Annotated in this window: 29 protein-coding genes; 19 read left to right on the top strand and 10 right to left on the bottom strand. The window is 64.5% G+C overall.

What is annotated here, in order from left to right:
- Positions 1-20: 20 nt before the first annotated feature.
- A complete protein-coding gene (gene murJ / locus MCIT9_RS05540; RefSeq protein WP_317706411.1) occupies positions 21-1,571 on the bottom strand; it encodes a murein biosynthesis integral membrane protein MurJ in 1,551 nt (516 codons plus the stop codon).
- Between the two features lie 124 nt (positions 1,572-1,695).
- Between murJ and mgtE the strand changes: the two genes are divergently transcribed.
- The 3 genes from mgtE to MCIT9_RS05525 are packed head-to-tail and all read left to right on the top strand — an operon-like array spanning position 1,696 to position 3,659.
- Positions 1,696-3,063, top strand: coding sequence for a magnesium transporter (gene mgtE, locus MCIT9_RS05535; RefSeq protein WP_317706410.1), 1,368 nt, complete (start codon positions 1,696-1,698; stop codon positions 3,061-3,063).
- Between the two features lie 12 nt (positions 3,064-3,075).
- On the top strand, positions 3,076-3,291 hold the full coding sequence (locus MCIT9_RS05530; protein ID WP_317706409.1) for a DUF2905 domain-containing protein: 216 nt from the start codon (positions 3,076-3,078) through the stop codon (positions 3,289-3,291).
- On the top strand, positions 3,288-3,659 hold the full coding sequence (locus MCIT9_RS05525; protein ID WP_317706408.1) for a bile acid:sodium symporter family protein: 372 nt from the start codon (positions 3,288-3,290) through the stop codon (positions 3,657-3,659). The genes MCIT9_RS05530 and MCIT9_RS05525 overlap by 4 nt, the downstream gene beginning before the upstream one ends.
- 9 nt (positions 3,660-3,668) lie before the next feature.
- On the opposite strand, the gene panD is transcribed toward MCIT9_RS05525, so the two are convergent.
- Together panD and MCIT9_RS05515 are read right to left on the bottom strand one after the other, a co-directional pair.
- Positions 3,669-4,049: an aspartate 1-decarboxylase gene (panD, locus tag MCIT9_RS05520; RefSeq protein ID WP_286291112.1), complete on the bottom strand. Its 381-nt coding sequence runs from the start codon at positions 4,047-4,049 to the stop codon at positions 3,669-3,671.
- Positions 4,050-4,110: 61 nt separating this feature from the next.
- Positions 4,111-4,704: a sugar transferase gene (locus tag MCIT9_RS05515; RefSeq protein WP_317706407.1), complete on the bottom strand. Its 594-nt coding sequence runs from the start codon at positions 4,702-4,704 to the stop codon at positions 4,111-4,113.
- A gap of 45 nt (positions 4,705-4,749) precedes the next feature.
- Between MCIT9_RS05515 and MCIT9_RS05510 the strand changes: the two genes are divergently transcribed.
- The 9 genes from MCIT9_RS05510 to MCIT9_RS05470 are packed head-to-tail and all read left to right on the top strand — an operon-like array spanning position 4,750 to position 13,909.
- The gene (locus tag MCIT9_RS05510) at positions 4,750-5,559 is read left to right on the top strand and encodes an ABC transporter ATP-binding protein (protein ID WP_340681281.1); all 810 of its coding nucleotides are present in this window, start codon (positions 4,750-4,752) and stop codon (positions 5,557-5,559) included.
- Positions 5,553-6,332 carry a lipid asymmetry maintenance ABC transporter permease subunit MlaE gene (gene mlaE, locus MCIT9_RS05505; RefSeq protein WP_317706406.1) on the top strand — a complete coding sequence of 260 codons (780 nt, stop codon included), beginning with the start codon at positions 5,553-5,555 and terminating at the stop codon, positions 6,330-6,332. Before MCIT9_RS05510 ends, mlaE begins: the two co-directional genes overlap by 7 nt.
- 6 nt (positions 6,333-6,338) lie before the next feature.
- Positions 6,339-6,815 (top strand): outer membrane lipid asymmetry maintenance protein MlaD, encoded by a 477-nt coding sequence (gene mlaD / locus MCIT9_RS05500; RefSeq protein ID WP_317706405.1) that lies wholly within the window; start codon positions 6,339-6,341, stop codon positions 6,813-6,815.
- Positions 6,812-7,114, top strand: a complete 303-nt coding sequence (locus MCIT9_RS05495) for an STAS domain-containing protein (RefSeq protein ID WP_317706404.1) — start codon at positions 6,812-6,814, stop codon at positions 7,112-7,114. The genes mlaD and MCIT9_RS05495 overlap by 4 nt, the downstream gene beginning before the upstream one ends.
- Entirely contained in the window at positions 7,107-8,363 is a 1,257-nt protein-coding gene (gene murA, locus MCIT9_RS05490; RefSeq protein WP_317706403.1) for a UDP-N-acetylglucosamine 1-carboxyvinyltransferase, read from the top strand. Before MCIT9_RS05495 ends, murA begins: the two co-directional genes overlap by 8 nt.
- 28 nt (positions 8,364-8,391) lie before the next feature.
- Complete coding sequence (gene hisG, locus MCIT9_RS05485) at positions 8,392-9,027, top strand: ATP phosphoribosyltransferase (protein ID WP_317706402.1); 636 nt, start codon at positions 8,392-8,394, stop codon at positions 9,025-9,027.
- A complete protein-coding gene (gene hisD / locus MCIT9_RS05480) occupies positions 9,024-10,337 on the top strand; it encodes a histidinol dehydrogenase (protein WP_422880206.1) in 1,314 nt (437 codons plus the stop codon). Before hisG ends, hisD begins: the two co-directional genes overlap by 4 nt.
- Positions 10,327-11,403 carry a histidinol-phosphate transaminase gene (hisC, locus tag MCIT9_RS05475; RefSeq protein WP_317706401.1) on the top strand — a complete coding sequence of 359 codons (1,077 nt, stop codon included), beginning with the start codon at positions 10,327-10,329 and terminating at the stop codon, positions 11,401-11,403. Before hisD ends, hisC begins: the two co-directional genes overlap by 11 nt.
- Positions 11,396-13,909, top strand: a complete 2,514-nt coding sequence (locus MCIT9_RS05470; protein WP_317706400.1) for a site-specific DNA-methyltransferase — start codon at positions 11,396-11,398, stop codon at positions 13,907-13,909. Before hisC ends, MCIT9_RS05470 begins: the two co-directional genes overlap by 8 nt.
- Here MCIT9_RS05470 and tnpC read toward each other — a convergent pair.
- Both tnpC and MCIT9_RS05460 read right to left on the bottom strand, forming a co-directional pair.
- On the bottom strand, positions 13,882-15,342 hold the full coding sequence (gene tnpC / locus MCIT9_RS05465) for an IS66 family transposase (RefSeq protein ID WP_317704479.1): 1,461 nt from the start codon (positions 15,340-15,342) through the stop codon (positions 13,882-13,884). The genes MCIT9_RS05470 and tnpC overlap by 28 nt on opposite strands.
- Positions 15,343-15,463: 121 nt before the next feature.
- Positions 15,464-16,312, bottom strand: a complete 849-nt coding sequence (locus tag MCIT9_RS05460) for a reverse transcriptase domain-containing protein (RefSeq protein ID WP_317706399.1) — start codon at positions 16,310-16,312, stop codon at positions 15,464-15,466.
- A gap of 41 nt (positions 16,313-16,353) precedes the next feature.
- Here MCIT9_RS05460 and MCIT9_RS05455 point away from each other — a divergent pair, with 41 nt between their 5' ends.
- The 6 genes from MCIT9_RS05455 to MCIT9_RS05430 all read left to right on the top strand — a co-directional run bounded on the left by MCIT9_RS05455 (position 16,354) and on the right by MCIT9_RS05430 (position 20,626).
- The gene (locus tag MCIT9_RS05455) at positions 16,354-16,692 is read left to right on the top strand and encodes a hypothetical protein (RefSeq protein ID WP_317706398.1); all 339 of its coding nucleotides are present in this window, start codon (positions 16,354-16,356) and stop codon (positions 16,690-16,692) included.
- A 119-nt stretch (positions 16,693-16,811) separates the two neighbouring features.
- Positions 16,812-17,411 (top strand): ubiquinol-cytochrome c reductase iron-sulfur subunit, encoded by a 600-nt coding sequence (petA, locus tag MCIT9_RS05450; protein ID WP_317706397.1) that lies wholly within the window; start codon positions 16,812-16,814, stop codon positions 17,409-17,411.
- Position 17,412: 1 nt separating this feature from the next.
- Positions 17,413-18,807 carry a cytochrome b gene (locus tag MCIT9_RS05445; RefSeq protein WP_317706396.1) on the top strand — a complete coding sequence of 465 codons (1,395 nt, stop codon included), beginning with the start codon at positions 17,413-17,415 and terminating at the stop codon, positions 18,805-18,807.
- The gene (locus MCIT9_RS05440) at positions 18,804-19,520 is read left to right on the top strand and encodes a cytochrome c1 (RefSeq protein ID WP_317706395.1); all 717 of its coding nucleotides are present in this window, start codon (positions 18,804-18,806) and stop codon (positions 19,518-19,520) included. The genes MCIT9_RS05445 and MCIT9_RS05440 overlap by 4 nt, the downstream gene beginning before the upstream one ends.
- A 79-nt stretch (positions 19,521-19,599) precedes the next feature.
- The gene (locus MCIT9_RS05435; RefSeq protein ID WP_317706394.1) at positions 19,600-20,217 is read left to right on the top strand and encodes a glutathione binding-like protein; all 618 of its coding nucleotides are present in this window, start codon (positions 19,600-19,602) and stop codon (positions 20,215-20,217) included.
- 1 nt (position 20,218) lies between these two features.
- Positions 20,219-20,626 (top strand): ClpXP protease specificity-enhancing factor, encoded by a 408-nt coding sequence (locus MCIT9_RS05430; RefSeq protein ID WP_317706393.1) that lies wholly within the window; start codon positions 20,219-20,221, stop codon positions 20,624-20,626.
- Positions 20,627-20,630: 4 nt separating this feature from the next.
- Here the strand turns inward: MCIT9_RS05430 and MCIT9_RS05425 are convergent, their stop codons facing one another.
- The 3 genes from MCIT9_RS05425 to MCIT9_RS05415 are packed head-to-tail and all read right to left on the bottom strand — an operon-like array spanning position 20,631 to position 23,274.
- Positions 20,631-20,948: a DUF1820 family protein gene (locus tag MCIT9_RS05425; RefSeq protein WP_317706392.1), complete on the bottom strand. Its 318-nt coding sequence runs from the start codon at positions 20,946-20,948 to the stop codon at positions 20,631-20,633.
- A gap of 48 nt (positions 20,949-20,996) precedes the next feature.
- Complete coding sequence (locus MCIT9_RS05420) at positions 20,997-22,121, bottom strand: carboxylate-amine ligase (protein WP_317706391.1); 1,125 nt, start codon at positions 22,119-22,121, stop codon at positions 20,997-20,999.
- Complete coding sequence (locus MCIT9_RS05415; RefSeq protein WP_317706390.1) at positions 22,105-23,274, bottom strand: M20 metallopeptidase family protein; 1,170 nt, start codon at positions 23,272-23,274, stop codon at positions 22,105-22,107. The genes MCIT9_RS05420 and MCIT9_RS05415 overlap by 17 nt, the downstream gene beginning before the upstream one ends.
- A gap of 122 nt (positions 23,275-23,396) precedes the next feature.
- On the opposite strand from MCIT9_RS05415, the gene crp reads away from it, so the two are divergent.
- Positions 23,397-24,053: a cAMP-activated global transcriptional regulator CRP gene (gene crp, locus MCIT9_RS05410; RefSeq protein WP_317706389.1), complete on the top strand. Its 657-nt coding sequence runs from the start codon at positions 23,397-23,399 to the stop codon at positions 24,051-24,053.
- On the opposite strand, the gene MCIT9_RS13665 is transcribed toward crp, so the two are convergent.
- Both MCIT9_RS13665 and gloB read right to left on the bottom strand, forming a co-directional pair.
- Positions 24,038-24,139, bottom strand: coding sequence for a hypothetical protein (locus MCIT9_RS13665; RefSeq protein WP_422880196.1), 102 nt, complete (start codon positions 24,137-24,139; stop codon positions 24,038-24,040). The genes crp and MCIT9_RS13665 overlap by 16 nt on opposite strands.
- 17 nt (positions 24,140-24,156) lie before the next feature.
- Positions 24,157-24,921 (bottom strand): hydroxyacylglutathione hydrolase, encoded by a 765-nt coding sequence (gene gloB / locus MCIT9_RS05405; RefSeq protein ID WP_317706388.1) that lies wholly within the window; start codon positions 24,919-24,921, stop codon positions 24,157-24,159.
- Between the last annotated feature and the right edge of the window lie 53 nt (positions 24,922-24,974).

Below are 24,974 nucleotides of genomic sequence, written 5' to 3'. Positions count from 1 at the left end.
GCATGGCGCATCAGTCGCTCTTACCCAAAGGCCGGGTGCTTTCCCTGTAGGTGCCGCAACCGCAACCCCACAAGCCACAAGCTGCCGCCATAAACAGAGACACCCAGCCCGATCAAAAGGATCAGCCGCACCAAGCGAAGCTCCGGGCGTGATAGCTCCGTCCAGGAAAATTCCCGGGCGGTATAATACAGGCAGGCCGCCATGACGCCGTTGGCGACCACCACCCGCAGCAACAATCCCCACCACCCCGGCCCGGGCCGATAAACCCCCAGCCGTCTCAGCCGCCTCAACAACAGCCCTCCGTTGACACAGGCCGCCAGCGACGTCGCCAGGGCCAGGCCGGCGTGGGCCAGCCAGCCGATCAGGCCTAGGTTCAATACGATGTTGACCACCATCGCCGCCACCCCGAAGCGCACCGGGGTTCGGGTGTCCTGGCGCGCGGTGAAACCGGGCACCAGGATCTTCACCAGGATGAAACCGACCAGCCCTACGGCGTAGGCCGTCAGGCTCAGACCGGCCATGTGGACGTCGTGGGCGGTGAAGGCGCGGTACTGGAACAGGGTCGCCAGAATGGGCCTGGCCAGCACCGCCAGGCCCGCCGCCGCCGGCAGGCCGATCAGGACCACCCAGCGCAGGGCCCAGTCGATGGCGCGGGAGAAATCCTCCCGGCGGCCGGCGGCCCAGTCCTTGGACAGATTGGGCAGGATCACCGTCGCCAGGGCGATGCCGAACACCCCGAGGGGAAATTCCACCAGGCGGTCGGAATAGTACAGCCAGGAGATGCTGCCGTGGGGCAGGAGCGAGGCCAGCAGGGTGTCGATCAACAGGTTGATCTGGGTCACCGACACCCCGAACAGGGCCGGCAGCATCAGTTTGAGGATCTTGCGCACACCGGGATCGTGGAAGCCCCAGCGCAGTCTGGGCAGCAGCTTCAGCCGCCACAGCGCGGGAAACTGGAACAGCAGTTGCAGGCTGCCTGCGGCGAACACCCCCCACGCCAGGGCGATGATCGGCTGCGGCAGCTGCGGCGCCAGCCACCAGGCGGAAGCGATCAGGCACAGATTGAGCAAAACCGGGGTGAAGGCGGGCACCGCAAAACGGTTAAAGGTGTTGAGAATCGCCCCGGCCATGGCGGTGGAGGCGATGAAGAACAGATAGGGGAAGGTAATCCGTAGCATCTGCACCGCCAGCTCATACACTTCCCCGGAACGGGAGAAACCCGGCGCGAACACCAGGATCACCCACGGCGCACCAATCACCCCCAGCAGCGTCACCGCCATCAGCACCATGGCCAGGGAACCGGCGGTACGGTCGAGGAAACGCTTGAGCTCGGCCTGGCCCCGCTGCTCCTTGTACTCGGCCATCACCGGCACGAAAGCCTGGGAAAAGGCCCCCTCGGCAAACAGGCGGCGCAGAAAGTTGGGGATCTTGAAGGCAACGAAAAAGGCGTCGGTAGCGGCATTGGCCCCGAACAGATAGGCGATGACCACGTCGCGGATGAATCCCAGTATCCGCGAGATCAGGGTCATGCCGCCGACGACGGCGGTGGAACGGAACAGACGGCGGCTCAAGCGATCTTCCTCTCGAAACAGGCACCCGCAGCGCAGTATAAAGCTTGAAAAACCTCGGGAACACCCCAACTGTTTGTTAAAATTGATTAGTTTTTCTCTCCCGTATTCTCCAAGGAACATCCCGATGCCCATCAGCGCCGAACACGACGATACCGAACGCCATTTAAAACAACTGACCGAGGACCTAGAAACCGGCAAACTCGCCGAACTCAACCAACTGCTCCAGGCCCTCACCCCGGCGGAAATCGCCGACCTGCTCGAAGCGCTCAAGCCCGCCGACCGCCTGGTGGTCTGGCGCCTGCTGCCCCCGGAAGTGGCCGGGGAGGTGCTGGTGGAACTGCACGAGGAGGTCCGCGGCAGCCTCATCAAGGCCCTGGAGAAGACCGATGCCGAGGACCTGATCGAAGCCGCCGGGGCCCTCGACCCCGACGATCTGGCGGACATCGTCGAGGACCTGCCGGAAACCATCCGCGACAAGGTGGTCCAGGCCCTCAGCCACCACGACCGCCGCCGTCTGGAGCGGGTGCTGACCTATCCCGAGGACACCGCCGGCAGCCTGATGCGCACCGATACCATCACGGTGCGCCCGAACGTCACCCTCGACGTGGTGCTGCGCTACCTGCGCCAGCGCGGCGAATTGCCGGATCTGACCGACGCTCTTTACGTGGTGGACAAGGACGACAGGCTGATCGGCATTCTCCCGCTGTCGGTGCTGCTCACCAGCGACCCGAACAAGACCGTGCGCGAACTGATGCTTACCGATGTGGAGGCCATCCCCGCCGCCCTGCCTGCCTCCGACGTGGCGATGCTATTCGAGCACCACGACTGGGTTTCGGCCCCGGTGGTGGACGAAGAAGGCCGGTTGGTCGGCCGCATCACCGTGGACGACGTGGTGGACGTGATCCGCGACGAAGCCGAACACACCATCATGAGCCAGGCCGGCCTGTCGGAAGAAACCGACATGTTCGCCCCCATTTCCGAAAGCGCCAAGCGGCGGGCGGTGTGGCTCGGCGTCAATCTGGTCACCGCCTTTCTGGCCGCCTGGGTCATCGGCCTGTTCGAGGCCACCATCCAGAAGGAAGTGGCGCTGGCGGTGCTGATGCCCATCGTCGCCAGCATGGGAGGCATCGCCGGCACCCAGACCCAGACCCTGGTGATCCGCGCCCTGGCCTTGAAACAAATCGGCGAGGCCAATGTCTGGACCCTGCTGACCCGGGAAATCGCCATCGGCCTGATCAACGGGGTGCTGTGGGCCATCGTGGTCGGCATCATCGCCGCCATCTGGTTCCAGGCCCTTCACATCGGCCTGCTGATCGCCGCGGCGATGATCATCAACCTGCTGTGCGCCGCGTTCGCCGGGGTGATGATTCCACTGCTGCTGGACAAGCTGGGCATCGACCCGGCCCTGGCGGGCGGCGTAGTACTGACCACGGTGACCGACGTGGTCGGTTTCCTGGCCTTTCTGGGATTGGCCACCCTGTGGTTGTTCTAACGGAGGCGCAAGATGGAAGGCGGTAAATTCTTCATCTACCTGGGAATCTTCCTGCTGGTGATGGGACTGATCCTGACCTACGCCCCCAATCTGTTCAACTGGTTCGGCCGGCTGCCGGGGGACATCCGAATTCAGGACGAAAACAAGTTCATTTTCATCCCCATCACCTCGATGATCATCGTCAGCCTGATCCTGACCCTGATCGTCAACCTGTTCCTGAGACGGTGAGCGAGCGGCTGACGCGCCTTTTCCCCCTGTGGGCAGCAGTGCTGGCCGCCTGCGCCCTGTGGCAGCCTCAGTGGTGGACGCCGGCCAAAGCCGCCATCGTCCCTCTGCTGGTCCTGGTGATGCTGGCGGTAGTGCTCCACAACCTCGCCGGTCTGGCGCTGGGTTACTGGGTTCCGGCCCTGTTCGGGCTCGACCCGGTCACCCGCCGGACCCTCGCCATCGAGGTGGGGATGCAGAATTCCGGCCTGAGCGTGGCCCTGGCGGTCAAATACTTCTCCCCCGCCGCCGCCCTGCCGGGGGCGCTGTTCAGCCTGTGGCACAATCTGTCCGGCTCGCTGCTGGCCGGCTGGTGGCGCAGGCGGGGATGAAACCGGGAATCAGGCGGCCTGGACCGGGATGGCGTGGCCGGTGCGGACGATGCGGTTGCGCTCGTCCAGATAGATGAGGGTGGGCTGGTAATCCGCCAGTTCCTTTTCGTCGAGGCTGGCATAGGCGCAGATGATGACCATGTCGCCGGGGGCGGCCAGACGGGCGGCGGCGCCGTTTACGGAAACGATGCCGGATCCGGCCTCGGCGCGGATAGCATAGGTGGTAAAGCGCTCGCCGTTGTTGACGTTGTAGATGTGGATCTGTTCGTACTCATGGATCCCAGCCCGGTCGAGCAGGTCCCCATCGATGGCGCAGGACCCCTCGTACAACAATTCGGAATGGGTCACCCGGGCCTGGTGGAGCTTGGCTTTGAGCATGGTCGTATGCATCGTGAACAACCCGGCTGTGGCGTGGAAAGGACGCAAATTATCCTGGATTTGCCGGGGCGCTTCAAGTTAGGCCGTCACCGCGGATCCGGTCCCCCCGCCCCTGACCCCGCAGCGTCAGCCACAGATAGCGGAAGTAGGCCCGGAGAGAGAAATCCCGCAGCATTTCCGCATCGACCCGGGCCAGCCGCTGCGGCTGCGACATGTCGATGCCGCGGATCTGCGCCAGGCCGGTGATGCCGGGACGGGCCGCCAGCACCCCAAGGCGGTCGCGGGCCTCGATCAGCTCCTTCTGGTTCGGCAGGCAGGGGCGCGGCCCCACGAGGCTCATTTCGCCCCGGATCACGTTCCAGAGCTGGGGCAGCTCGTCGAGCTTGGTGCGGCGCAGAAAGCGGCCGAAGCGGGTCAAGGCGTTCGGGTCGGCCAGGTGGGTCGCCACCGAGGGGGTCTCCAAACGCATGGTGCGCAGCTTGTAGAGCACGAAAGGGCGGCCCTGCCGGCCCACCCGGACCTGCCGGAACAGCGGCGCGCCGGTATCCAGCCACCCCAGCCCCAGCAGCACCACCAATAACGGCCAGCCCACCAACAGCGCACCACCGGCTAGCATCAGGTCACAGGCCCGGAGCAGCGGGCTGTCCCACGGCGCGTTTGACTTCACCCTCGCCTCTCAACGACAATGATATCCTTTTTCCACTGTATCATCATGATGGCTGCATCCTCCGAGGTTCTGGTCAAAATCCGTGGTCTGGTATTCGCCCGCGGCCGGCGCCGGATCTTCGACGGCGTTGACATGGACATCCGCCACAGCTCGGTGACCGCCATCATGGGGCCGTCGGGCACCGGCAAGACCACCCTGCTCAAGCTCATCGGCGGCCAGCTCAGGCCCCAGGCCGGCACCATCGAGGTGGACGGCGAGAACGTCCACCGGCTGTCGCGGCGGCAACTGTACCAGCTTCGCAAGCGCATGGGAATGCTGTTCCAGTCCGGTGCCCTGCTCACTGACTTGAACGTGTTCGAGAACGTCGCCTTTCCCCTGCGCGAACACACCGATCTGCCGGAATCGATGATCCGTTCCCTGGTGCTGATGAAGCTGGAGGCGGTGGGACTGCGCGGGGCCCGCGACCTGATGCCGTCGCAGCTTTCCGGCGGCATGGCCCGGCGGGTGGCGCTGGCGCGGGCCATCGCCCTCGACCCGATGATGATCATGTACGACGAGCCCTTCACCGGCCAGGACCCGATCTCCATGGGCGTGCTGGTGAAGCTGATCCGCACCCTCAACGACGCCCTGGGGCTGACCAGCATCGTGGTTTCCCACGACGTGGCCGAAACCGCTTCGATCTCGGACTACATCTATCTGATCTCCAACGGCAGGGTGGTGGGCGAAGGCACCCCGGACGACCTCAAGGGAACCGACTCCCCCTGGGTGCGCCAGTTTCTCGAAGGGCTGCCCGACGGCCCGGTGCCGTTCCACTACCCGGCGCCCGACTACCACGAGGATCTGCTGCGATGCTAGGGGTATTGCAACGGCTCGGTGCCACCTCCCTCGGCGCCTTCGCCAAGCTGGGGCGGGCCAACCTGTTTTTCCTCCTGGCCCTGACCGGCATTCCCGAAGTCCTGCGCCGGCCGGGGCTGCTGATCCGGCAGATGTACATGGTGGGGGTGCTCAGCATCCTGCTGATCTCCCTGTCCGGCTTCTTCGTCGGCATGGTGCTGGGACTGCAGGGTTACAACGTGCTGTCAGACTTCGGCGCCGAGGAATCCCTGGGGGTCATGGTGGCCGCCTCCTTGGTGCGGGAGCTGGGTCCGGTGGTCACCGCCCTGCTGTTCTCGGGCCGCGCCGGCTCGGCCCTGACGGCGGAAATCGGGCTGATGAAAGCCACCGAACAGCTATCGGGGATGGAAATGATGGCGGTCGATCCCATGAAACGGGTCATCACCCCCCGCCTTCTGGCCGGCATCCTGTCGATGCCGCTGCTGGCAGGGTTGTTCACCTATATCGGCATCTACGGCGGCTATCTGGTCGGGGTGCCCATGCTGGGGGTGGACGAGGGCTCGTTCTGGTCGCAGATGCAGGCCACCATCGATTTCCGCGAGGACATCGTCAACAGCCTCATCAAGAGCCTGGTGTTCGGGGTCCTCGTCACCTGGATCGCGGTGTTCGAAGGCTACGACGCCATCCCCACCTCGGAAGGGGTCAGCCGCGCCACCACCCGTTCGGTGGTCTATTCCGCCTTCGCCGTCCTGGGATCGGACTTCATTCTGACCGCGCTGATGTTTGGAGAATAAGCGTCCATGGAAAAAAGCCGTCTCATCGAAATCTGGGTCGGGATCTTCGTCGCCATCGGCCTGGGGGCCCTGTTCCTGCTGGCGATGGAAGTCAGCAACCTGACCGAGTTCCGCGACCAGAACCAGGGCTACCGCCTTTATGCCCGGTTCCAGAACATCGGCACCCTCAAGGTCCGGGCCCCGGTCAAACTCGCCGGGGTGCCGATCGGACGGGTCGCCGGGATCTCCCTGGACCCGGAGCAGTACGAGGCGGTGGTGGAAATGCGCATCCGGCCGGAGTACAAACTGCCCGACGACAGCATCGCCAGCATTTACACCTCCGGACTGCTGGGGGAACAATACGTCGGCATCGATGCCGGCGGCAGTCCCGATTACTTCGAGGACGGCGACGAGATCGAGATCACCCAGTCCGCCCTGGTGCTGGAGGAACTGATCGGCAAGTTTCTGGTGAAATCCTCGGAAAAGAGCGGCACCCAGGAATGACCCCGACCCTGACGGAAACCGCGCCCGGACGCTTCGAGCTCGCCGGTGAGGTGACCTTCGCCACCGTGACCCGGCTGTGGCAGCGTAGCCGGTCCCAGCTGGCGCGCTGCCGCGGCAGCGTGACCCTCGACCTCGGCGGCATCGAACACGCCGACAGCGCCGCCTTCGCCCTGCTGCTGGAATGGCTGCGCCTGGCCCGGTGCCGGGGCTTCGAGCTGCGCCTCATCCATCCGCCCGAGCGCCTGCGCACCATGGCCCGCGCCTACGATCTTGACGTGATCCTGCCGTTTCATGGATAAATTCCGTATCCGCGGCGGCGCGCCCCTGGAAGGGACAGTCGCCATCTCCGGCGCCAAGAACGCCGCCCTGCCCATTCTCGCCGCTACCCTGCTGACCGAACATCCGGTCACCCTCAGCAACGTGCCGGACCTGCGGGACGTCGCCACCCTCATCGCCTTGCTGCAGGGCATGGGGGTACAGTGCGAGCGCGCCGGCGACACTGTCAGCACCGACACCAGCCAGATCACCCGCCCGGTGGCGCCCTACGAGCTGGTGCGCACCATGCGCGCCTCCATCCTGGTGCTCGGCCCGCTGCTGGCCCGCTGCGGCGAGGCGGTGGTGTCCCTGCCCGGCGGCTGTGCCATCGGCGCCCGTCCGGTGGACCTGCACCTGAAGGGATTGACGGCGATGGGCGCTGACATCCGGGTCGAGGGCGGCAATATTCACGCCCGCGCCACCCGCCTGCAGGGCTGCCGCCTGGTGCTCGACCAGGTCACCGTCACCGGCACCGAAAACCTGCTGATGGCGGCGGTGCTGGCGGAAGGCACCACGGTGATCGAAAACGCCGCCCGCGAACCGGAAGTGACCGATCTGGCCCGTTTCCTGGTCAGGCTGGGGGCCCGGATCGACGGCATCGGCACCGACGTCCTCACCATCGAGGGAGTGCCCGCCCTGGACGGCCACAGCGTCCACTATCCGGTGCTGCCCGACCGCATCGAAACCGGCACCTACCTGACCGCCGCGGCTATCACCGGCGGCCGCATCCGCACCACCCGCACCGACCCGAAACTGCTGGAGGCGGTGCTGCTGAAACTGGCCGAGGCCGGCACCCGCATCGAGCTCGGCCCCGACTGGATCGAACTGGCCATGCCGGGCCGTCCCAAAGCGGTGTCCTTCCACACCGCCCCCTATCCCGGCTTCCCCACCGACATGCAGGCCCAGCTCATGGCCCTCAACTGCATCGCCGAAGGCGTCGGCATCGTCACCGAGACCATCTTCGAAAACCGCTTCATGCACGTGCTGGAACTGCGCCGCCTCGGCGCCCAGATCGCCATCGAGGGGCATACCGCCGTCTGCACCGGGGTCGAGCGCCTCACCGGCGCTCCGGTGATGGCCACCGACCTGCGCGCCTCGGCCAGCCTGGTGCTCGCCGCCCTGGCGGCCGAGGGTGAAACCGTCATCGATCGGATTTATCATATCGACCGCGGTTACGAACGCATCGAAACCAAGCTCGCCCGCCTGGGGGCGGACATCCAGCGTATCCGCTAAATCTCCCTCATCCAAAACGAGATCCGCCATGCTCACCATCGCCGTCTCCAAAGGCCGCATCTACAAGGAAGCCCTGCCGCTTCTGGCCGCCGCCGGCATCGTCCCGGCCGAGGATCCGGACACCTCGCGCAAGCTGATCCTGCCCACCAACCGTGACGACGTCCGCCTGCTCATCATCCGCGCCACCGACGTGCCCACCTACGTGGAATACGGCGCCGCCGACCTCGGCATCGCCGGCAAGGACGTGCTGGTGGAACACGGCGCCGAAGGACTCTACGAACCCTTGGATCTCGGCATCGCCCGCTGCCGCATGATGACCGCCGGGCGCGCCGGGGAAACCTGGAACGGCCGCCGGGTGCGGGTGGCCACCAAATACGTGCGCACCGCCAAACGCTTCTTCGCCGAACGCGGCATCCAGGCCGAGGTCATCAAGCTCTACGGCTCCATGGAGCTGGCGCCCCTGGTGGGATTGGCCGAGTGCATCGTCGATCTGGTGGACACCGGCAACACCCTTCGGGCCAACGGCCTGGAACCGCGCGACCTGATCATGGAGATTTCCTCGCGCCTGGTGGTCAACAAGGCGGCGATGAAGATGAAACACGCCGCCATCAAACATCTGATCGCCGATCTGGAAACCGCCGCCCAACCGCAGGAGGCCGCCTGATGTCCATCAAAATCCGCAGGCTCGACAGCCGCAGTCCCGATTTTTCCGCCCGACTGGAACAACTTCTGGCCTGGCATGAGGAATTTGACGCCGACGTCCACCGCACCGTCATGGAAATCCTTAAGGATGTGCGGCGCGAAGGTGACGCCGCGGTGCTCGACTACACCCGCCGCTTTGACCGTCTGGAAGCAGCCAGTGTGGCGGAACTGGAACTGGATGCCGGACGCCAGGAACTGGCCCTGGCCGCCATTCCTGCCGAACAAAGACAAGCTCTGGAAGCCGCCGCCGCGCGCATCCGCGCCTATGCCGAGCACCAGAAACTGACATCGTGGGAATACCGCGACGATCTTGGCAACCTGTTGGGACAGAAGATCACTCCCCTGGACCGGGTCGGTCTCTACGTCCCCGGCGGCAAGGCCGCCTACCCTTCCTCGGTGCTGATGAACGCCATCCCCGCCCGGGTGGCCGGCGTCGGCGAACTGGTCATGACCGTCCCCACCCCGGACGGCGAAATCAACGACCTGGTGCTGGCGGCGGCCCGCATCGCCGGCGTCGACCGCATCTTCCGCATCGGCGGCGCCCAGGCCGTGGCCGCGCTCGCCTACGGCACCGAAACCATCCCGCGGGTGGACAAGATCGTCGGCCCCGGCAACATCTACGTGGCCACCGCCAAGAAGCTGGTGTTCGGCCAGGTGGGCATCGACATGATCGCCGGCCCCTCGGAAATCCTCATCATCGCCGACGGCAACACCGATCCCGACTGGATCGCCATGGACCTGTTCTCCCAGGCCGAGCACGACGAGGACGCCCAGGCTATCCTGCTGTGCCCCGATCCGGCCTATCTCGACCGCGTCGCCGCCAGCATCGAGAAGCTGCTGCCGACCCTGGAAAGGCGCGAGGTCATCGCCGCCTCGCTGCAGAAGCGCGGGGCGCTGATCCAGGTGCAGGATCTACAGGAAGCCTGCGCCATCGCCAACCGCATCGCCCCCGAACACCTGGAATTGTCGGTGGCCGAGCCCGAGGCGCTGCTGCTGGAGATCCGCCACGCCGGCGCCGTGTTCATGGGCCCTTACACCGCCGAGGCCCTGGGCGACTACTGCGCCGGTCCCAACCACGTCCTGCCCACCTCCGGCACCGCCCGCTTCTCCTCCCCCCTGGGGGTCTACGACTTCCAGAAGCGCACCTCGGTGATCGAATGCACCGCGGACGGCGCTTCCCCCCTGGCGGAAACCGCCAAGGTGCTGGCCGAGAGGGAAGGCCTGACCGCGCACGCCCGCTCCGCCGGCTACCGGATCCGCCATGAGACCTGAAAACTTCTTCCGCCCCGACATCCTGGCGGCCTCCGCCTATCACGTACCGGACGCCACGGGGTTCATCAAGCTCGACGCCATGGAAAACCCCTACGACTGGCCGCCGGAGATGGTCGAGGCCTGGCTCGACCACCTGCGCCGGGCCCACCCCAACCGCTACCCCGATCCCCAGGCCCCGACCCTGAAACAGGCCCTGCGCCGCTATGCCCGGGTGCCGGAGGGCATGGCAATCCTCCTGGGCAACGGCTCCGACGAGATCATCCAGATCCTGCTCATGGCCCTGGTGGGACGGGAGCACGCCACCGTGCTCGCACCCCAGCCCACCTTCGTCATGTATCAGGAAATCGCCCGCTGGCTGAACCTCGACTTCGTCGGCGTTCCCCTGCAGGCGGACTTCGGCCTCGACGGCGCAGCGATGCGGGAGGCCATCGCGCGCCACCGGCCGGAGGTCGTCTTCCTCGCCTATCCCAACAATCCCACCGGCAACCTGTTCGACGCCGCGCTGATGGAGGAAATCATCCGCCACGCGCCGGGGCTGGTGGTGGTGGACGAAGCCTATGCCCCCTTCGCCCAGGCCACCTTCATGGACCGTCTGGAGAGGTTCGACAACCTGCTGGTGATGCGCACCCTGTCGAAGCTGGGGCTGGCCGGGCTGCGCCTGGGGTTCCTGGTCGGCCGGCCTGACTGGCTGGCGCACTTCGACAAGCTGCGCCTGCCCTACAACATCAACGTCCTCACCCAGCTCAGCGCCGAATTCGCCCTCGGGCACGCCGACGTGTTCGCAGCCCAGACCGCCGCCATCCGCGTCGAGCGCGACCGCCTGTTCCAGGCGCTGTCCCGGCTTCCCGGCGTGAAAGCCTTCCCGAGCGCGGCCAATTTCATCCTGCTTCAGGTCCCCGGCGCGGACCAGGTGTTTGAAGCCCTGAAACGCCGCGGCATCCTGGTCAAGAACCTGTCGTCCGCCGGCGGGCTGCTGCGCGACTGCCTGCGGGTCACGGTGGGCACGCCGGAGGAAAACCGGGCGTTTCTGGACGCCCTGCGCGCCGTTCTCGAAGACGATGAATGAACTGACCGCGCTGCTGCTGCGCCAGATCCCGGAAAACGGCGCCGCCATCGGCAACCGCAAACTGTGGCGGCAGTTTCGGGCCGCCGCCCAAGCCCAAGGCATCGAGGTCACCCCCGAACAATTTGAACGGCGGCGCACCGAGCTCATCGCCCGCGGGCTCCTGGTCAAAGGCAAGGGCCGTGGCGGTTCGGTGCGGCGGGCGCAGGGGCAGCAGACCGAATCCGGTCTCACCCTCGACGCTGGCGCGCCATCGGAACCGGCCAGGCCGAAGCCCGTTTCCCGGCGGCCATCCGCCGCGTCCGGCCGGCGGCGGCAAGACTGCGACGAGATCGAAGTGGCCAGTTACCGTCACAGCGACAAACGGGTCAACAACCCCGATGTAGGCATGGTCCCCCCCCGGACCGACCGGAACGAAAAACCCAGCCGCTGGGCCTATGACCCCCACCTCGCTCCGGAACTCCAGTTCGATGTCAAACGCAGTCAGATCGAGAAGATCATAGATGACGCGTTGGCATCTAACGATGGGGACACGCTGCGCGAGGCCCTCGCCACCCTCAAACGAATGTCCGCCCCCTTTCTCAACTGGACCGGCAAGGCCGAGCGCACCAGCTTCGAGGTGCCCACGGTGTCGCTGCACGTCCACGAACGCATCGACCCGGCCACGGTGCTGGCCAACGTGCAAAAGCGCATCCGCGCGAAAAAGTCGGGCAAGGCCGGCCCTGCCTATCAGCACGATCTGTTTTCACCCCCGTTCGAGAATCTGCCCCTGCGCGAGGCCATCGAGTTCTACCGGCACGAAAAGGGCTGGGCCAACCGCCTGATCGCCGGCGACAGCCTGCTGGTGATGAACTCGCTGCTGCAGAAGGAAGGCATGGCCGGGCAGGTGCAGATGATCTACATCGACCCGCCCTATGGCATCAAGTACGGCTCCAACTTCCAGCCCTTCGTCAATAAGCGCGACGCCAAGGACCGCAAAGACGAGGACCTGACCGCCGAGCCGGAACAGATCAAGGCGTTTCGGGATACCTGGGAGCTGGGGATTCATTCCTATCTGACCTATTTGCGGGATAGGCTGCTGTTGGCAAGGGAGTTGCTGGCGGAGACGGGGAGCGTGTTTGTGCAGATTTCGGATGAGAATCTGCATCATGTGCGGGAGTTGATGGATGAAGTGTTCGGGGACGAGAACTACTTGAACCTCATTCCATTCGCAAAGACTAGTGGTGTCACAACGCGGTTTCTTGCCAGCCGTGTGGACTTTCTCTTGTGGTATGCACGAGACAAGGCACAAGCCAAGTATCGGCCCCTCTATCTTGAGAAGTCTGTGGAGGTCGGAACAGCAACCAATTACGGCTGGCTGGAGTTTCCAAATGGATTGAGACGTGGATTGAACAGCGCTGAGAAGCAAGACCGATCACTTGTGCCTGAAGGTGCGTGCATTTACAAACCTGACAACATTACGAGTCAGGGCAATCCTGTGTTTTCCTTCGAGCATCTAGGCAAAGTGTATTCTCAGGCTTGGAAGACGAACGACTCCGGGCTGAAGGCACTTGCAGTTGCTGGCCGCCTTCACGTTGCAGCCAGTTCGCTCCAGTACGTGCGCTACTTGTCTGATTTTCCGTGTGTCCCTGTTACTCAGCTCTGGGACGACACCCAAACCGGTAGTTTCACAGAACGAAAAGTGTTCGTTGTCCAGACTGCTGAGAAGGTAATTGCTCGCTGCCTCCTGATGACCACCGACCCCGGCGACCTGGTGCTGGACCCCACCTGCGGCTCCGGCACCACCGCCTTTGTCGCCGAAAAATGGGGCCGGCGCTGGATCACCTGCGACACTTCCCGCGTGGCCATCACCCTGGCCAAGCAGCGGCTGATGACCGCCAGCTACGATTATTACAAGCTCAAATACCCCCACGAAGGATTGAAAGGCGGCTTCATCTACAAGACCGTCCCCCACATCACCCTCAAGTCCATCGCCAACAATCCCGAAATCGATGAAATCTACGACCGGATGCACCCGGCCATCGAGGAGGCGCTAGCGGAGCTGAACCGTTCCTTACGCACCCATTCGCCCCCGCCGTTCCAGGTCACCGAGGGCGGGCGCAAGGGAAAGACGGTGGACTTCACCCGGCCCGAGTCGGAAACCGTCACCCTGCCTTCCGGCGAGGAAGCCCCTGCCGGCAAGCTGCTGGAATGGGAAGTGCCCTTCGATTTCCCCAAGGATTGGCCGGAGGAAGCCCGAAAGCCTTTCGAGGCCTTCCACCTGGCCCGCCGGGCGATGCAGAAAGCGATGGACGCTTCCATCGCCGCCCACGCCGATCAGGAAGTGTTGGTCGATCAACCGGAAGTGGACAAGTGCCGGCTGCGCATCTCAGGCCCCTTCACCGTGGAGGCGGTCCCCTTCCCCACCGTGCTGGCGCTGGAGGAGACCGACAAACCGGCCGCGGCCGATGTGGCCGTGGCCCGCTCCGGCGAGGTTACCGTTCACGGGCTTGCCACTGGAAGTGGTTGAGGTTCCGGCAGGGGCAGGCGGAAGGTGACCTCGCCCTCTGCCATGCCCTGGGCGCAGATGGTCCGCAGGGTCTGATAGACGCCGATCTTGAGGCGCTTGCAGGTTTCGACCAGCGACAGGATCATGGGTCGGAAGCAGTCACCGCGATGCGACTGGCTGAAGAAACTGGTCTTGCGCCAGATGACATAGGGGCGTAGGGCACGCTCTGCCGTGTTGTTGGTCATCGGTACCCCGGGATGGTCCAGGAAGGTCCAGAACCTGGGAAAATCGTCCAACAACTTGCGGCAGCTGCGACCGGTTTTGTTGTCGCCATGTCTTTGGGCGGCCTGTTCCAGTTCGCGCCGGAAGAGGGCTTTGAGGCGTTCCAATCGCCTTCGGTAGCGGTCGGATGGGTAATGGCTCTGTTGCCAGAGCTTGCCGTAGTGAACCGTCAGGCGGGCGGCCCGGAGCAGGCGTTCGCCATCTTCGCCGGCCTGTCCCTTGCGCCCGGCGATCCGTTCCAGGTTGCGGATGAGATGCGCCCAGCAGTATTGGTGTGAGTCCTGGGGATGGTCGTTGTAGGCCCCGTGGCGGTCGGTCACCAGGATTCCCTGGAAATCCCCCAACAGCTCACCGGCCGCACCCTTGCCGCGGGAATAATGGGTCAGGAAATACGCCATCTGATCGGTCGTCAGCGCCCACAGCCAATAGATGCTGCGGCCCCGGTAGTGGCGGGTCTCGTCGGCATGGGCGATCAGCGCTTTTCTGACCGCTTCGCCAATCTGGTTGTAGACCGGACCCAGCCACGCCTGCAGCGGGATCTGGCTCTGGCTGATCGCCCCCAGGCTGAATCTCAGACCCCATTGTTCTTCCAGCAGCGCTTCGACTTCCCGCAGCGACAGGTGATAGCGCCCCGTCATCAAGCCAATCCACGCCACCAGCCCAGGTCCCATCTGGCCGCGGGGCACCTCATCCGGTAGCCGCCCCTGGTGCTTCTGACCACAACACCCACAGCGGCCTTCATACACCCGGTGTTCGACCACCCGGTAACGAATCTCGGGCAGGTCGAACACCTGATGGGGACGGAATCCCCGCACCGCCACCGACCCACCGCACTCGCAGCGGCCATGGGGAAAGTAATGCCGGACCTCGTCCACTGCTTCTGCCGGAACCAGAGCCCGCTCGTGCCCGGGATGTCCCACCTGCGCCCCTTTCTTGCGTCCCGTCGGTCGCTTGCCCTTGCGCTCGGCGCGCTTCTTCGGGCTGTCCTGGGAAGGTGGTTGGGAGGAATTGTCGGACCCCAAGGCCAACTGTTCCTCCAGTTCTTCCACCCGCGCCTGGATCTGCTGAAATTCTCCCAGCGCCCGCCAAAGCGCTTCGATCACCCGGTGGCATTCCTCCACCGTCTCGGGCAAGGGAGGTGGGCGGCTCAGGTCCAGATCAAGTCTTTCCATGGCCCGCATTCTCCTGAATCTTCAGGCACTTGGCAAGACCGGCCGGGTGACCGCGGGCGATTGCTCACCCGCGGTTCCCACAGATCCGGACGTGCCCGATTAAGGCATCCGGCTCCTCGGACTATGGCGTCGCTACGCAACGGGCAATTCCGTGAACCACGCGCGGTGGGGGGAGTGGGTATCGTTTGTACAGCCGCCCAAAATGGTCCCGGTTCATCCGTTCCCGGTTGCGGCGGGACAACCATTTGTACCAGCGCCGTCTGACCTCGTACAGGAAGCGGGCCAGCGATTGGCTGTTGCCGACGATCCCATAGTAGGCATAATGCCCCTTGAGTTTGCGGCTCAGGGCCGCTTGTTGGTCTGCAACCGGCCAGTGGCGGTGCATCCGGCACCAGTGGTTGATCGCCTGCAGGGAGCGGCTGAGCCGGGCTTGGGCGGTCTTGCGTTTGACGACCCAACGCCCTTTCCCTGAGCGTCCCCAGTAGTGGGTGAATCCCAGGTATTGGAAGCTCTGGCCTTTCCGTCCGGGTTTTCTGAAGTCGAGCAGGCGGGTTTTGTCCGGGTGCAGGCGCAGGCCGTATTTGGCCAGGCGCTTGCCCGGAACGGCCAATACCCGCCGGGCGTCTTCTTCCCGTTCGAACACCAGGACCGCATCGTCGGCGAACCGGACTTCGAAGGCGCTGCCTTGCAGTCGCGGTTTGACCGTCTGCTCGAACCACAGGTCGAGCACGTGATGCAGGTAGAGGTTGGCCAGCAGTGGGGAGATCACCCCACCTTGCGGTGTCCCTTGTTCGGGGTAGTGAAGCTGTCCGCTCTCCATGACGCCGGCATTCAGCCATTTACCGATCACGCGGCAGATCACGCCGTCGCGCACCCTCTGCCCCAGAAAGTTCCGCAGCCGGTCCCGGTCCACATCGTCGAAGAAGTTTTGGATGTCCAGGTCGATGACCCAGCCACCGCCCATGGCCATCTGTCAAGCGACACCAGAAATCGCAGATCAGCCATGTGGTGGTGGACAGCACTTGGGAGCAGTACACCGCCGATCTCCTGGAAAAGCACGACAAGGTACAGGCATGGGCCAAAAACGACCACCTGGGCTTCCAGGTTCACTACCTGTGGCGGGGATCCAAGCGGCGTTTCGTCCCGGATTTCCTCATCCGGCTACGAAACGGCAAGATTCTCATCCTGGAGATCAAGGGGCAGGATTCTCCTCAGAACCGTGCCAAACGCGAGGCCCTGGGATTATGGATCAGAGCCGTCAATCAGGCGGGCGGGTTTGGAGAATGGGTGGCGCGTACAGCGTTCGAGCCGGCACAGGTGCATGACATCATCAGCGATGTCGCCAAATAATGCAGAGACAAGAAAGCGCTCCAACGTTGACCCGCAAGGCCGTTACGGTCAAAATCTGGACAAGCTGCGGGAATTCACAAACCAAAAAGCCCGCATTTGAAGGAGGAGGAATATCTCGCATGAGCACCAATGACATCGATCTGGAAAAACGCCGTTTCCTGACCCAGACCACCATGGCGTTGGGGGCCGTCGGCGCCGGCTTTGCCGCCGCGCCGTTCATCAGTTACATGAAGCCCGGCGCCGGAGCCATGGAGGCGGCCGCCCCCATCGACGTGGACATCAGCAAACTGGAGCCGGGCCAGCTGATCCGGGTGGAATGGCGCGGCCAGCCGGTGTGGGTCCTCAACCGCACCGAGGAGATGCTCGCCAGCCTGGAAAAAATCGAACCGCGGCTGCGCGATCCCAATTCCGACAAGTCGGTGCAGCCCCCCTACTGCAAGAATCGCTACCGCTCCATCAAGCCGGAAGTTTTCGTCGCAGTGGGGATCTGCACCCATCTGGGCTGTTCGCCCACCTACCGCCCGGAAGTGGCCCCGCCGGATCTGGGCAAGGACTGGCTCGGGGGCTTCTTCTGTCCCTGTCACGGCTCCGGTTTCGACCTGGCCGGTCGTGTCTTCAAGAAGGTGCCGGCGCCCAAGAACCTGGTGGTTCCCCCCTACCGTTACGTGACCGATACCCACATCATCGTCGGCGAAGATCAGCAGCAGGAGGCCGCCTGACATGCAAGAAGCCAACAACAACCACTGTGGTTCCAGACTCCTCGCCTGGATCGATGCGCGCTTTCCCTTGACCCAGGTCTGGAACGAACACCTGGCCAAATACTACGCGCCGAAGAACCTGAACTTCTGGTACTTCTTCGGTTCCTTCGCCTTCATCGTGCTCGTCAACCAGATCGTCACCGGCATCTGGCTGACGATGAACTACAAACCCGCCGCCCAGCTGGCCTTCGATTCGGTCGAAGCCATCATGCGCGACTTCAACTGGGGCTGGCTGATCCGCTACATGCACTCGACCGGAGCGTCGATGTTCTTCATCGTCGTCTATCTCCACATCTTTCGCGGCATGCTGTACGGCTCCTACAAGAAACCGCGGGAGCTGGTCTGGATTCTGGGGGTGAGTCTGTTCATCGCCCTGATGGCCGAGGCTTTCATGGGCTACCTGCTGCCGTGGGGGCAGATGTCCTACTGGGGCGCCAACGTGATCGTGTCCCTGTTCGGCGCCATTCCGGTGATCGGCGAGGACATCGCCACCTGGCTGCGGGGGGATTTCCTGATCTCCGACGTCACCCTCAACCGCTTCTTCTCCTTCCACGTGATCGCGGTGCCGCTGGTGATCGTGCTGCTGGTATTCCTGCACATCGTCGCCCTCCACAAGGTAGGCTCCAACAATCCCGACGGCGTTGAGATCAAGCAGCACAAGGACGCCAACGGCGTGCCCCTGGACGGGATTCCCTTCCATCCCTACTACACCGTCAAGGACCTGTTCGGGGCCACGGTGTTTCTGGCCGTCTGCGCCTGGATCGTGTTCTACGCCCCAGAATTCGGCGGCTACTTCCTGGAGAAGCCCAACTTCATCCCCGCCGATCCGATGAAGACGCCGGAACACATCGCCCCGGTGTGGTACTTCACGCCGTTCTATTCGATCCTGCGGGCGGTTCCGAGCAAGTTCGGCGGTATGGTGCTGATGTTCGCCGCCATCCTCATCCTGTTCGTGCTGCCCTGGCTCGACCGCTGTCCGGTCAAGTCGATCCGTTACCGCGGCAACCTCTACAAGATCGCCCTGGCGCTGATGGTCATCAGCTTCGTGGGCCTGGGCTACCTGGGCACGCAGGCGCCGACGCCGACCTCGGCCTTCTTCAGCGCCCTGTTCACCACCGTGTATTTCGGCTTCTTCGTGCTGATGCCGATCTACACCCGGATGGAGATCACCAAGCCGGTGCCGCAGCGGGTCACGATGCCCAAACCGCTGCTGGAGCGGGAGGGATGGTTCTACGATCTGCTCAGAAAAACAGTGGGGTGCGTACGCAAGGCGCCCTGGTTTCGCGCGATCGGAGCCCAGTGGCTGAAAGTCCGCACTTTCATGGAAAACAACAAATATCTGAGACACTTCCTATGAGAAAACTCATTCTGGCTTTCCTGCTCCTGTGTCCGGTGTGGGCGGCGGCGGAACTGGGGGCGCCGCTGCAGCAGCCCGACATCGACGTCTTCGACAAACAATCCCTGCGCCGCGGCCTGAAGACCTACGTGGACCGCTGTCTGGGCTGCCATTCCCTCAAGCACCTGCGTTACCGGCGCCTGCAGCAGGATCTGGAACTCAGTGACGAGGAAATGCAGGCGCTGTTTCCCCACCTGGAACGCATCATCGGCACCATGACCACGGCCATGGATCCCAAGGACGCCAAAGCCTGGTTCGGCGTCGCCACCCCGGATCTGTCGGAACGGGTGCGGGCGCTGGGCACCGACTGGCTCTACACCTATCTGCGCACCTTCTACAAGGACGACAAGCGCCCCTTCGGGGTCAACAACTGGGTCTTCAAGGACGTGGCCATGCCCCACGTGTTGTGGGACCTGCAGGGCGAGCAGGAGGCGGTGATCGTGGAGATCAACGGCAACCCGGTCATCCAGAAACTGGAACCGGTCAAGCCAGGGGAAATTTCGCCCCGGGAATTCGACCGCCTGGTCGCCGACCTGGTCAATTTCATGGCCTATGCCGCCGAGCCGGCCCAGCTGAAGCGGGTCAAGATCGGCAAGTACGTGATCCTCTTTCTGCTGGTCCTGGCCTTCGTCAGCTGGCGCCTGAAGAAGGCCTACTGGAAAGACGTCCATTGACGTCCGTGGTACAATACCGGCGCCGGTCCGGCTGCGAACCGGCGCCCGTTTCCACCCAAACCGCAACGCCAAGGCAGTGATGTCGCTGTACTGTTCTCCCACTTGCCCTTACAGTCATCAGGTTCGCTTCGTCTGGCACGAAAAGGGCGTGCAGGCGGACATCCATTACATCGATCCGGAAAATCCGCCAGCGGACGTCATCGATCTCAACCCGTATCACGAAAGCGTGTTCACCACGCTGATCGACCGCGACCTGGTCCTTTACGATCACAGGATCATCATGGAATATCTGGACGAGCGTTTTCCCCATCCCCCGCTCCACCCCATGGAGCCGGTCGCGCGGGCCCAGGCGCGGATGCTGATCCACCGCATCGACCGCGACTGGTACCGGCTGCTCGACGAAATCCAGAATTCCGGCGAGAAAAAGGCCGCCCGGGCCCGCAAGACCCTGCGCGAGGATCTGATCGCCGCCACCCCCCTGTTCGCCGCCAAGCCCTACTTCCTCAGCGAGGAGTTCTCACTGGTGGACTGCGCCCTGGCCCCGCTGCTGTGGCGCCTGCCCGCGGTGGGGATCGATCTGCCCCGGGAGGCTGCGCCGATCCGGGCCTACGCCCAACGGATCTTCGCCCGCGAAGCGTTCCAGAGCAGTCTGAGCGAGGCGGAGCGGGAAATGGCGCAACTGCCGCTGAGTGCCTGAGATGACGCCGCTGCGCCCCTATCTGATCCGCGCCATCTACGAGTGGATCGTGGACAACGTCCTGACGCCCTACGTGCTGGTGGATGCTGAACGCGACGGCGTCGACGTCCCCCGCCAGTACGTACAGGACGGCCGTATTGTACTCAACCTTTCTCCCACCGCCGTAGTCGGGCTGGAAATGGACAACGAGGCGGTCAGCTTCCAGGCCCGCTTCAGCGGCACGCCGATGCGGGTCTATCTGCCCGTGCGCGCGATCCTGGCGATCTACGCCCAGGAAACCGGCAGGGGCATGGTCTTCGACGAGGAGATGGACGGCGACGAGACGCCGCCGCCTTCCAGGCCATCCAAGCCGCGCGAGGAGAAACCCAAAGCCAAATCCAAGCGGCCGGCGCTGAAGGTCGTCAAATGACCCCTCAACCTCTGGGGGGATAAAGCGGCGTCACCTTGGCGCCGTTTTCTTTCATGGGCAGGATCTTGGCCGTTCCCCGCCGTTCCACCTCATCGATGCGGATCACGGCATGCATGGGGATGAAGCTGCGCTGCACGTTCTCGAACTCGGCCTTGAGCTTCTCCTCGGAAGGATCGACGACGATGGCGCTGCTCTCCCCGAACACGAATTCCTCCACCACCACGAAACCGTACAGATCGGCCTGATAGACCCGGCGGGCGTAAACCTCGTAAATCTGATTCTGATTCACGAACGACACCCTGAACAAGGTATGGCTGGGCATGGATGCTCTCCCGAAAGGACAGGGGGCGCATTGTAGCAGAAACCCGCTTCAGGCCGCCGCCAACTGCCGCACCAGATCCCCGGCCACCGCCTGCATGTTTCCCCGCCGGCGCCAGGCCGCCAGTTGCCGCTGCCAGCCCGCATCGCTCAACAGCCGTCGGCGCACACAGCGCAGAGGCGCCTGCTCATCGGGCCGGGCGCATTGCGCCAGCAGATCGCACAGGGTCACGGCAATCGTCCGCAGTGGCCGCACCCCACCCTCGGCATCGATATAGGCGGCCCCCAGACCGAGACGGTTGGCCTGAAAGTAGTTCTCCTTTTCCAGCCACCAGGGCAGCGGCCGGGGCAGTTCCGGCGGCCGGGCCGCCGCCGGGGTCTGCAGCAGCCAGCGCGCCAGACAGCGCACGAAGGCCGCCAGCGCCAGCACGTCCTCGAGGCGGGACTGGGCGTCCAGAACCCGCACCTCCAGGGTTCCCAGCACCGGCCGCGGTCGCAGATCCCAGTGAATGTCGCGCACGCTCTCGAACACCCCGGCCTTTCGGGTCACCCGATAGAAACGACAAAATTCGTTCCAGGAATCGAAGCCCGGAGGCATCCCGTAACTGCGCCCGGATGCCAGAATCCGCTGGCGGTAGCAGGCGAATCCGGTTTCGTATCCGCGCCAGAAAGGGGAGTTGGCGCCCAGTGCGAGCAGGACCGGCAGGTAAGCCCGGAGATCGTTCATCAAGGCGATCGCGGTTTCGGCATCCGCCATGCCCAGATGCACATGGGTGGCGAAAGTGATCTGATTGCGCGCCAGATAACCGTAAGCCTTCTTTTGGCGCAGATAACGCGGCAACGGCGTGATCAGGGCCAGCCGCCGGCAGAAGGGATGCGTGCCCGCGCCGGCCAGGGCCAGCCCCAGCCCGGCGCAGCGGCGCTGCAGCGTGGCCACCACGGTCTGCAGGTGGGCCTGCAGCGCGTCGATATCGTCACAGGGACGGGAGTTGATCTCGACGCAGCTCTGGATGAATTCCGGCTTGATCCAGGGGGAGTCGGGGAACGCTTCCAGCACCGGCAGCACCCGGTCGGCGAGATCGAGGCCGGCGGCATCGAGCAGCTGCAGCTCCCACTCGACGCCGATCGTGAACGGCCGGGAGGAACGGAATTGCAGCGTTTCAGGCGCTGTAGGCATGGATCGCCTCCCATGCCACTCGGGCGAACCAGGCCGCCCCCACCTTGAGAACTTCCTCGTTGATGTCGAACTGGGGACTGTGCAGCGGGATGTATTCGTCCTCGCGGCGGCGGGCGCCGAAGCGCACGTAACAGCCGGGAATCTTTTCCAGGTAGAAGGCGAAGTCCTCCGACCCCATGCTCGGATGCTCCATGGGCACCACGCCCTTGTCCCCGACCACCGCCGCCGCGGCGCGGCGGGCGATCTCGGTCTCCTGGGGCGAGTTGATCACCGGCGGATAACCGGGCTGGATCTCCAGCTCGATCCGGGCCCGGTGCAGTTCCCCCAGCGCCCGGGCCATGCGCTTGAGGCCAGCGTGCAGGTGACGTCGGGACTGGGGATCGGTGGTGCGAATGGTGCCGGCGAGCCTGGCTTCGGCGGCGATCACGTTCGGCGCCGTTCCCGCCGACACCTGGCCGACGGTGACGACCGACGGATGCAGCGGATCGACCTCGCGCGACACCAGGGTCTGCACGGTGGTGATCAGGGAACCGGCGATCACCACTGCGTCGATGGCCTCGTGAGGCCGGGCGCCATGACCGCCCCGGCCGTGGATATGCATCTGGAAGCGGTCCGACTGGGCGGTTACCACCCCCTCCCCGATCATGATCTCCCCCACCCGGTAATGATGGGTCACGTGACCGCCGAAGATCGCCCGCACCTGGTCAAGCGCCCCGGAGGCGAGAATCACCCGTGCCCCGCCGCCGCGCTCTTCGGCCGGCTGGAATACCAGCACCACCTTGCCCGGCGGGGGATCGGCCTGCAGCAGCGCCGCCGCGCCCAGTACCATGGTCAAGTGGGCGTCGTGGCCGCAGGCGTGGACCCGCCCGGGGAAACGGGAAGCGAACGGCAGGCCGGTGAGCTCCTCTCCCGGCAGGGCGTCCATGTCGGCCCGCAGCGCCACCTGGGGACCCGGGCGCCCGCCCTCGATGTGACCGATGACGCCGCCGCCCTTGCCCTGATAGGTGTAGGGAATGCCGAGACGGTCGAGCTCGGCCATGATCTTTTTGGCGGTTTCGACCTCCTCGAAGGCCAGCTCGGGCTCGCGGTGGAACGCCCGCCGCAATTCGACCCAATGGGGATAGAGTTCATCGAGCAGACGGGAATCGAACATGGCGCACCTCCTGTTTCTCCTGCGGGGCAAAATACCACGTTCCGGCTGTGCAAATCACCCGCCTTTACAGATCGCCAGGCTGGCCTAGACTTAAATACGTCATCCACGGACCAGGCGGGACCATGCAAGCTCAACCGGAACCCATCGTGCAGAACGACGACTGCCTTCAGGCCTTTCTGGCCTGCTGCCACCGGCGCCGCTACCCGAAACGTACGGCCATCATCAAACCCGGCGATCCCGGCGACACCCTTTACTACCTCATCGAAGGCTCGGTCAGCATCAGCATTCAGGAAGACGAAAGCCGCGAGCTGATTCTCGGCTATCTCAACAAGGGGGAGTTCATCGGCGAAATCGGGGTATTCCTGGGGGAACGGCAGCGCGAGGTCACGGTCCGCACCCGCGAGCCCTGCCAACTGGCGGAAATCAGCTATCAGCGCCTGGAGCACTGCCTCCGCAACGAGCTGGCCCCTCACGCCGCCGAACTGCTACGCACCCTGGGACGGCAGGTGTCGCGGCGGCTGTTGCAGACCAGCCGCAAAGTGGGCCATCTCGCCTTTCTCGACGTCACCGGCCGCATCGCCCGCACCCTGATCGACCTGTGCCAGGAACCGGACGCCATGACCCACCCGGACGGCATGCAGATCCGCATCACCCGCCAGGAACTGGGGCGGATCGTCGGCTGCTCGCGGGAAATGGCCGGGCGGGTGCTGAAAAACCTGGAGGAGGAGGGGCTGCTCACGGCCCACGGCAAGACCATCGTGGTCTATGGCGTGCGCTGACCCGCCAGCAGCCGGGTCAGCAGCTCCCGGGCATAGGCATAGCCGCCGCGCCACTGGCTCGCCCGCGGGCCGGCGACGTTGAGCACTTCGATCCGGTGACGGCTCAGAAGCGGTCACGGCGGCGGCGCAGCTCGGCGAAGACCTCCACCGCCGGGGCCCCGGCCATTCCCAGGCTGGCCTGCAGCTCGGGGACGTCGGCACGCAAAAAGGGGTTGGTGGCTTTCTCCTCCCCCAGCAGGGAGGGCACCGTCGGCAGGTCCTGCGCCCGCAACGCCTCGACCCGGCGCACCCGCTCCAGCAACGGCGGATGATCCGGTTCGATGGTGAGGGCGAAACGGGCGTTCTTGAGGGTGTACTCGTGGGCGCAGTAAACCCAGGTCTGATCCGGCAGCATCCGCAGCTTGCACAGAGAATCCCACATCTGCGCCGGGGTGCCTTCGAACAGACGGCCGCATCCCAGCGCGAACAGGGTGTCGCCGCAGAACAGCGCGGCGTCCGCCTCGAACCAGTAGGCGACGTGTCCCAGGGTGTGTCCCGGTACTTCCAGCACCCGGGCACGGCACTCCCCCAGCTCGAAGACATCCCCCTCCGCCAGTTGCACATCGATGCCGGGAATCCGCCGGGCATCCCCCCGGAAACCGACCACCCGGCAGCCGGTCGCTTGCTTCAGGGCCGGATTCGCCCCCACGTGGTCCCAGTGATGGTGGGTGTTGAGAACGTAGTCCAGGGTCCAGCGGCGTTGCGCCAAGGCCGCCAGCACCGGTTCCGCCTCCGCCGGGTCCACGACCGCGGTCTGGCCGGACACGCCCTCGTGCAGCAGATAAACGTAATTGTCGCTGAGGACCGGAATCTGGACGATTTCTAGCATGGCTCGCCTCCATCGAAATTCTGCTTGACTCCGTAGCTACCTACGGGGTGTAA

Source organism: Methylomarinovum caldicuralii, assembly GCF_033126985.1.
Classification (GTDB): domain Bacteria; phylum Pseudomonadota; class Gammaproteobacteria; order Methylococcales; family Methylothermaceae; genus Methylohalobius; species Methylohalobius caldicuralii.
The sequence above is the reverse complement of the archived record's forward strand: the minus strand, read 5'-3'. Positions and strand labels throughout refer to the sequence as shown.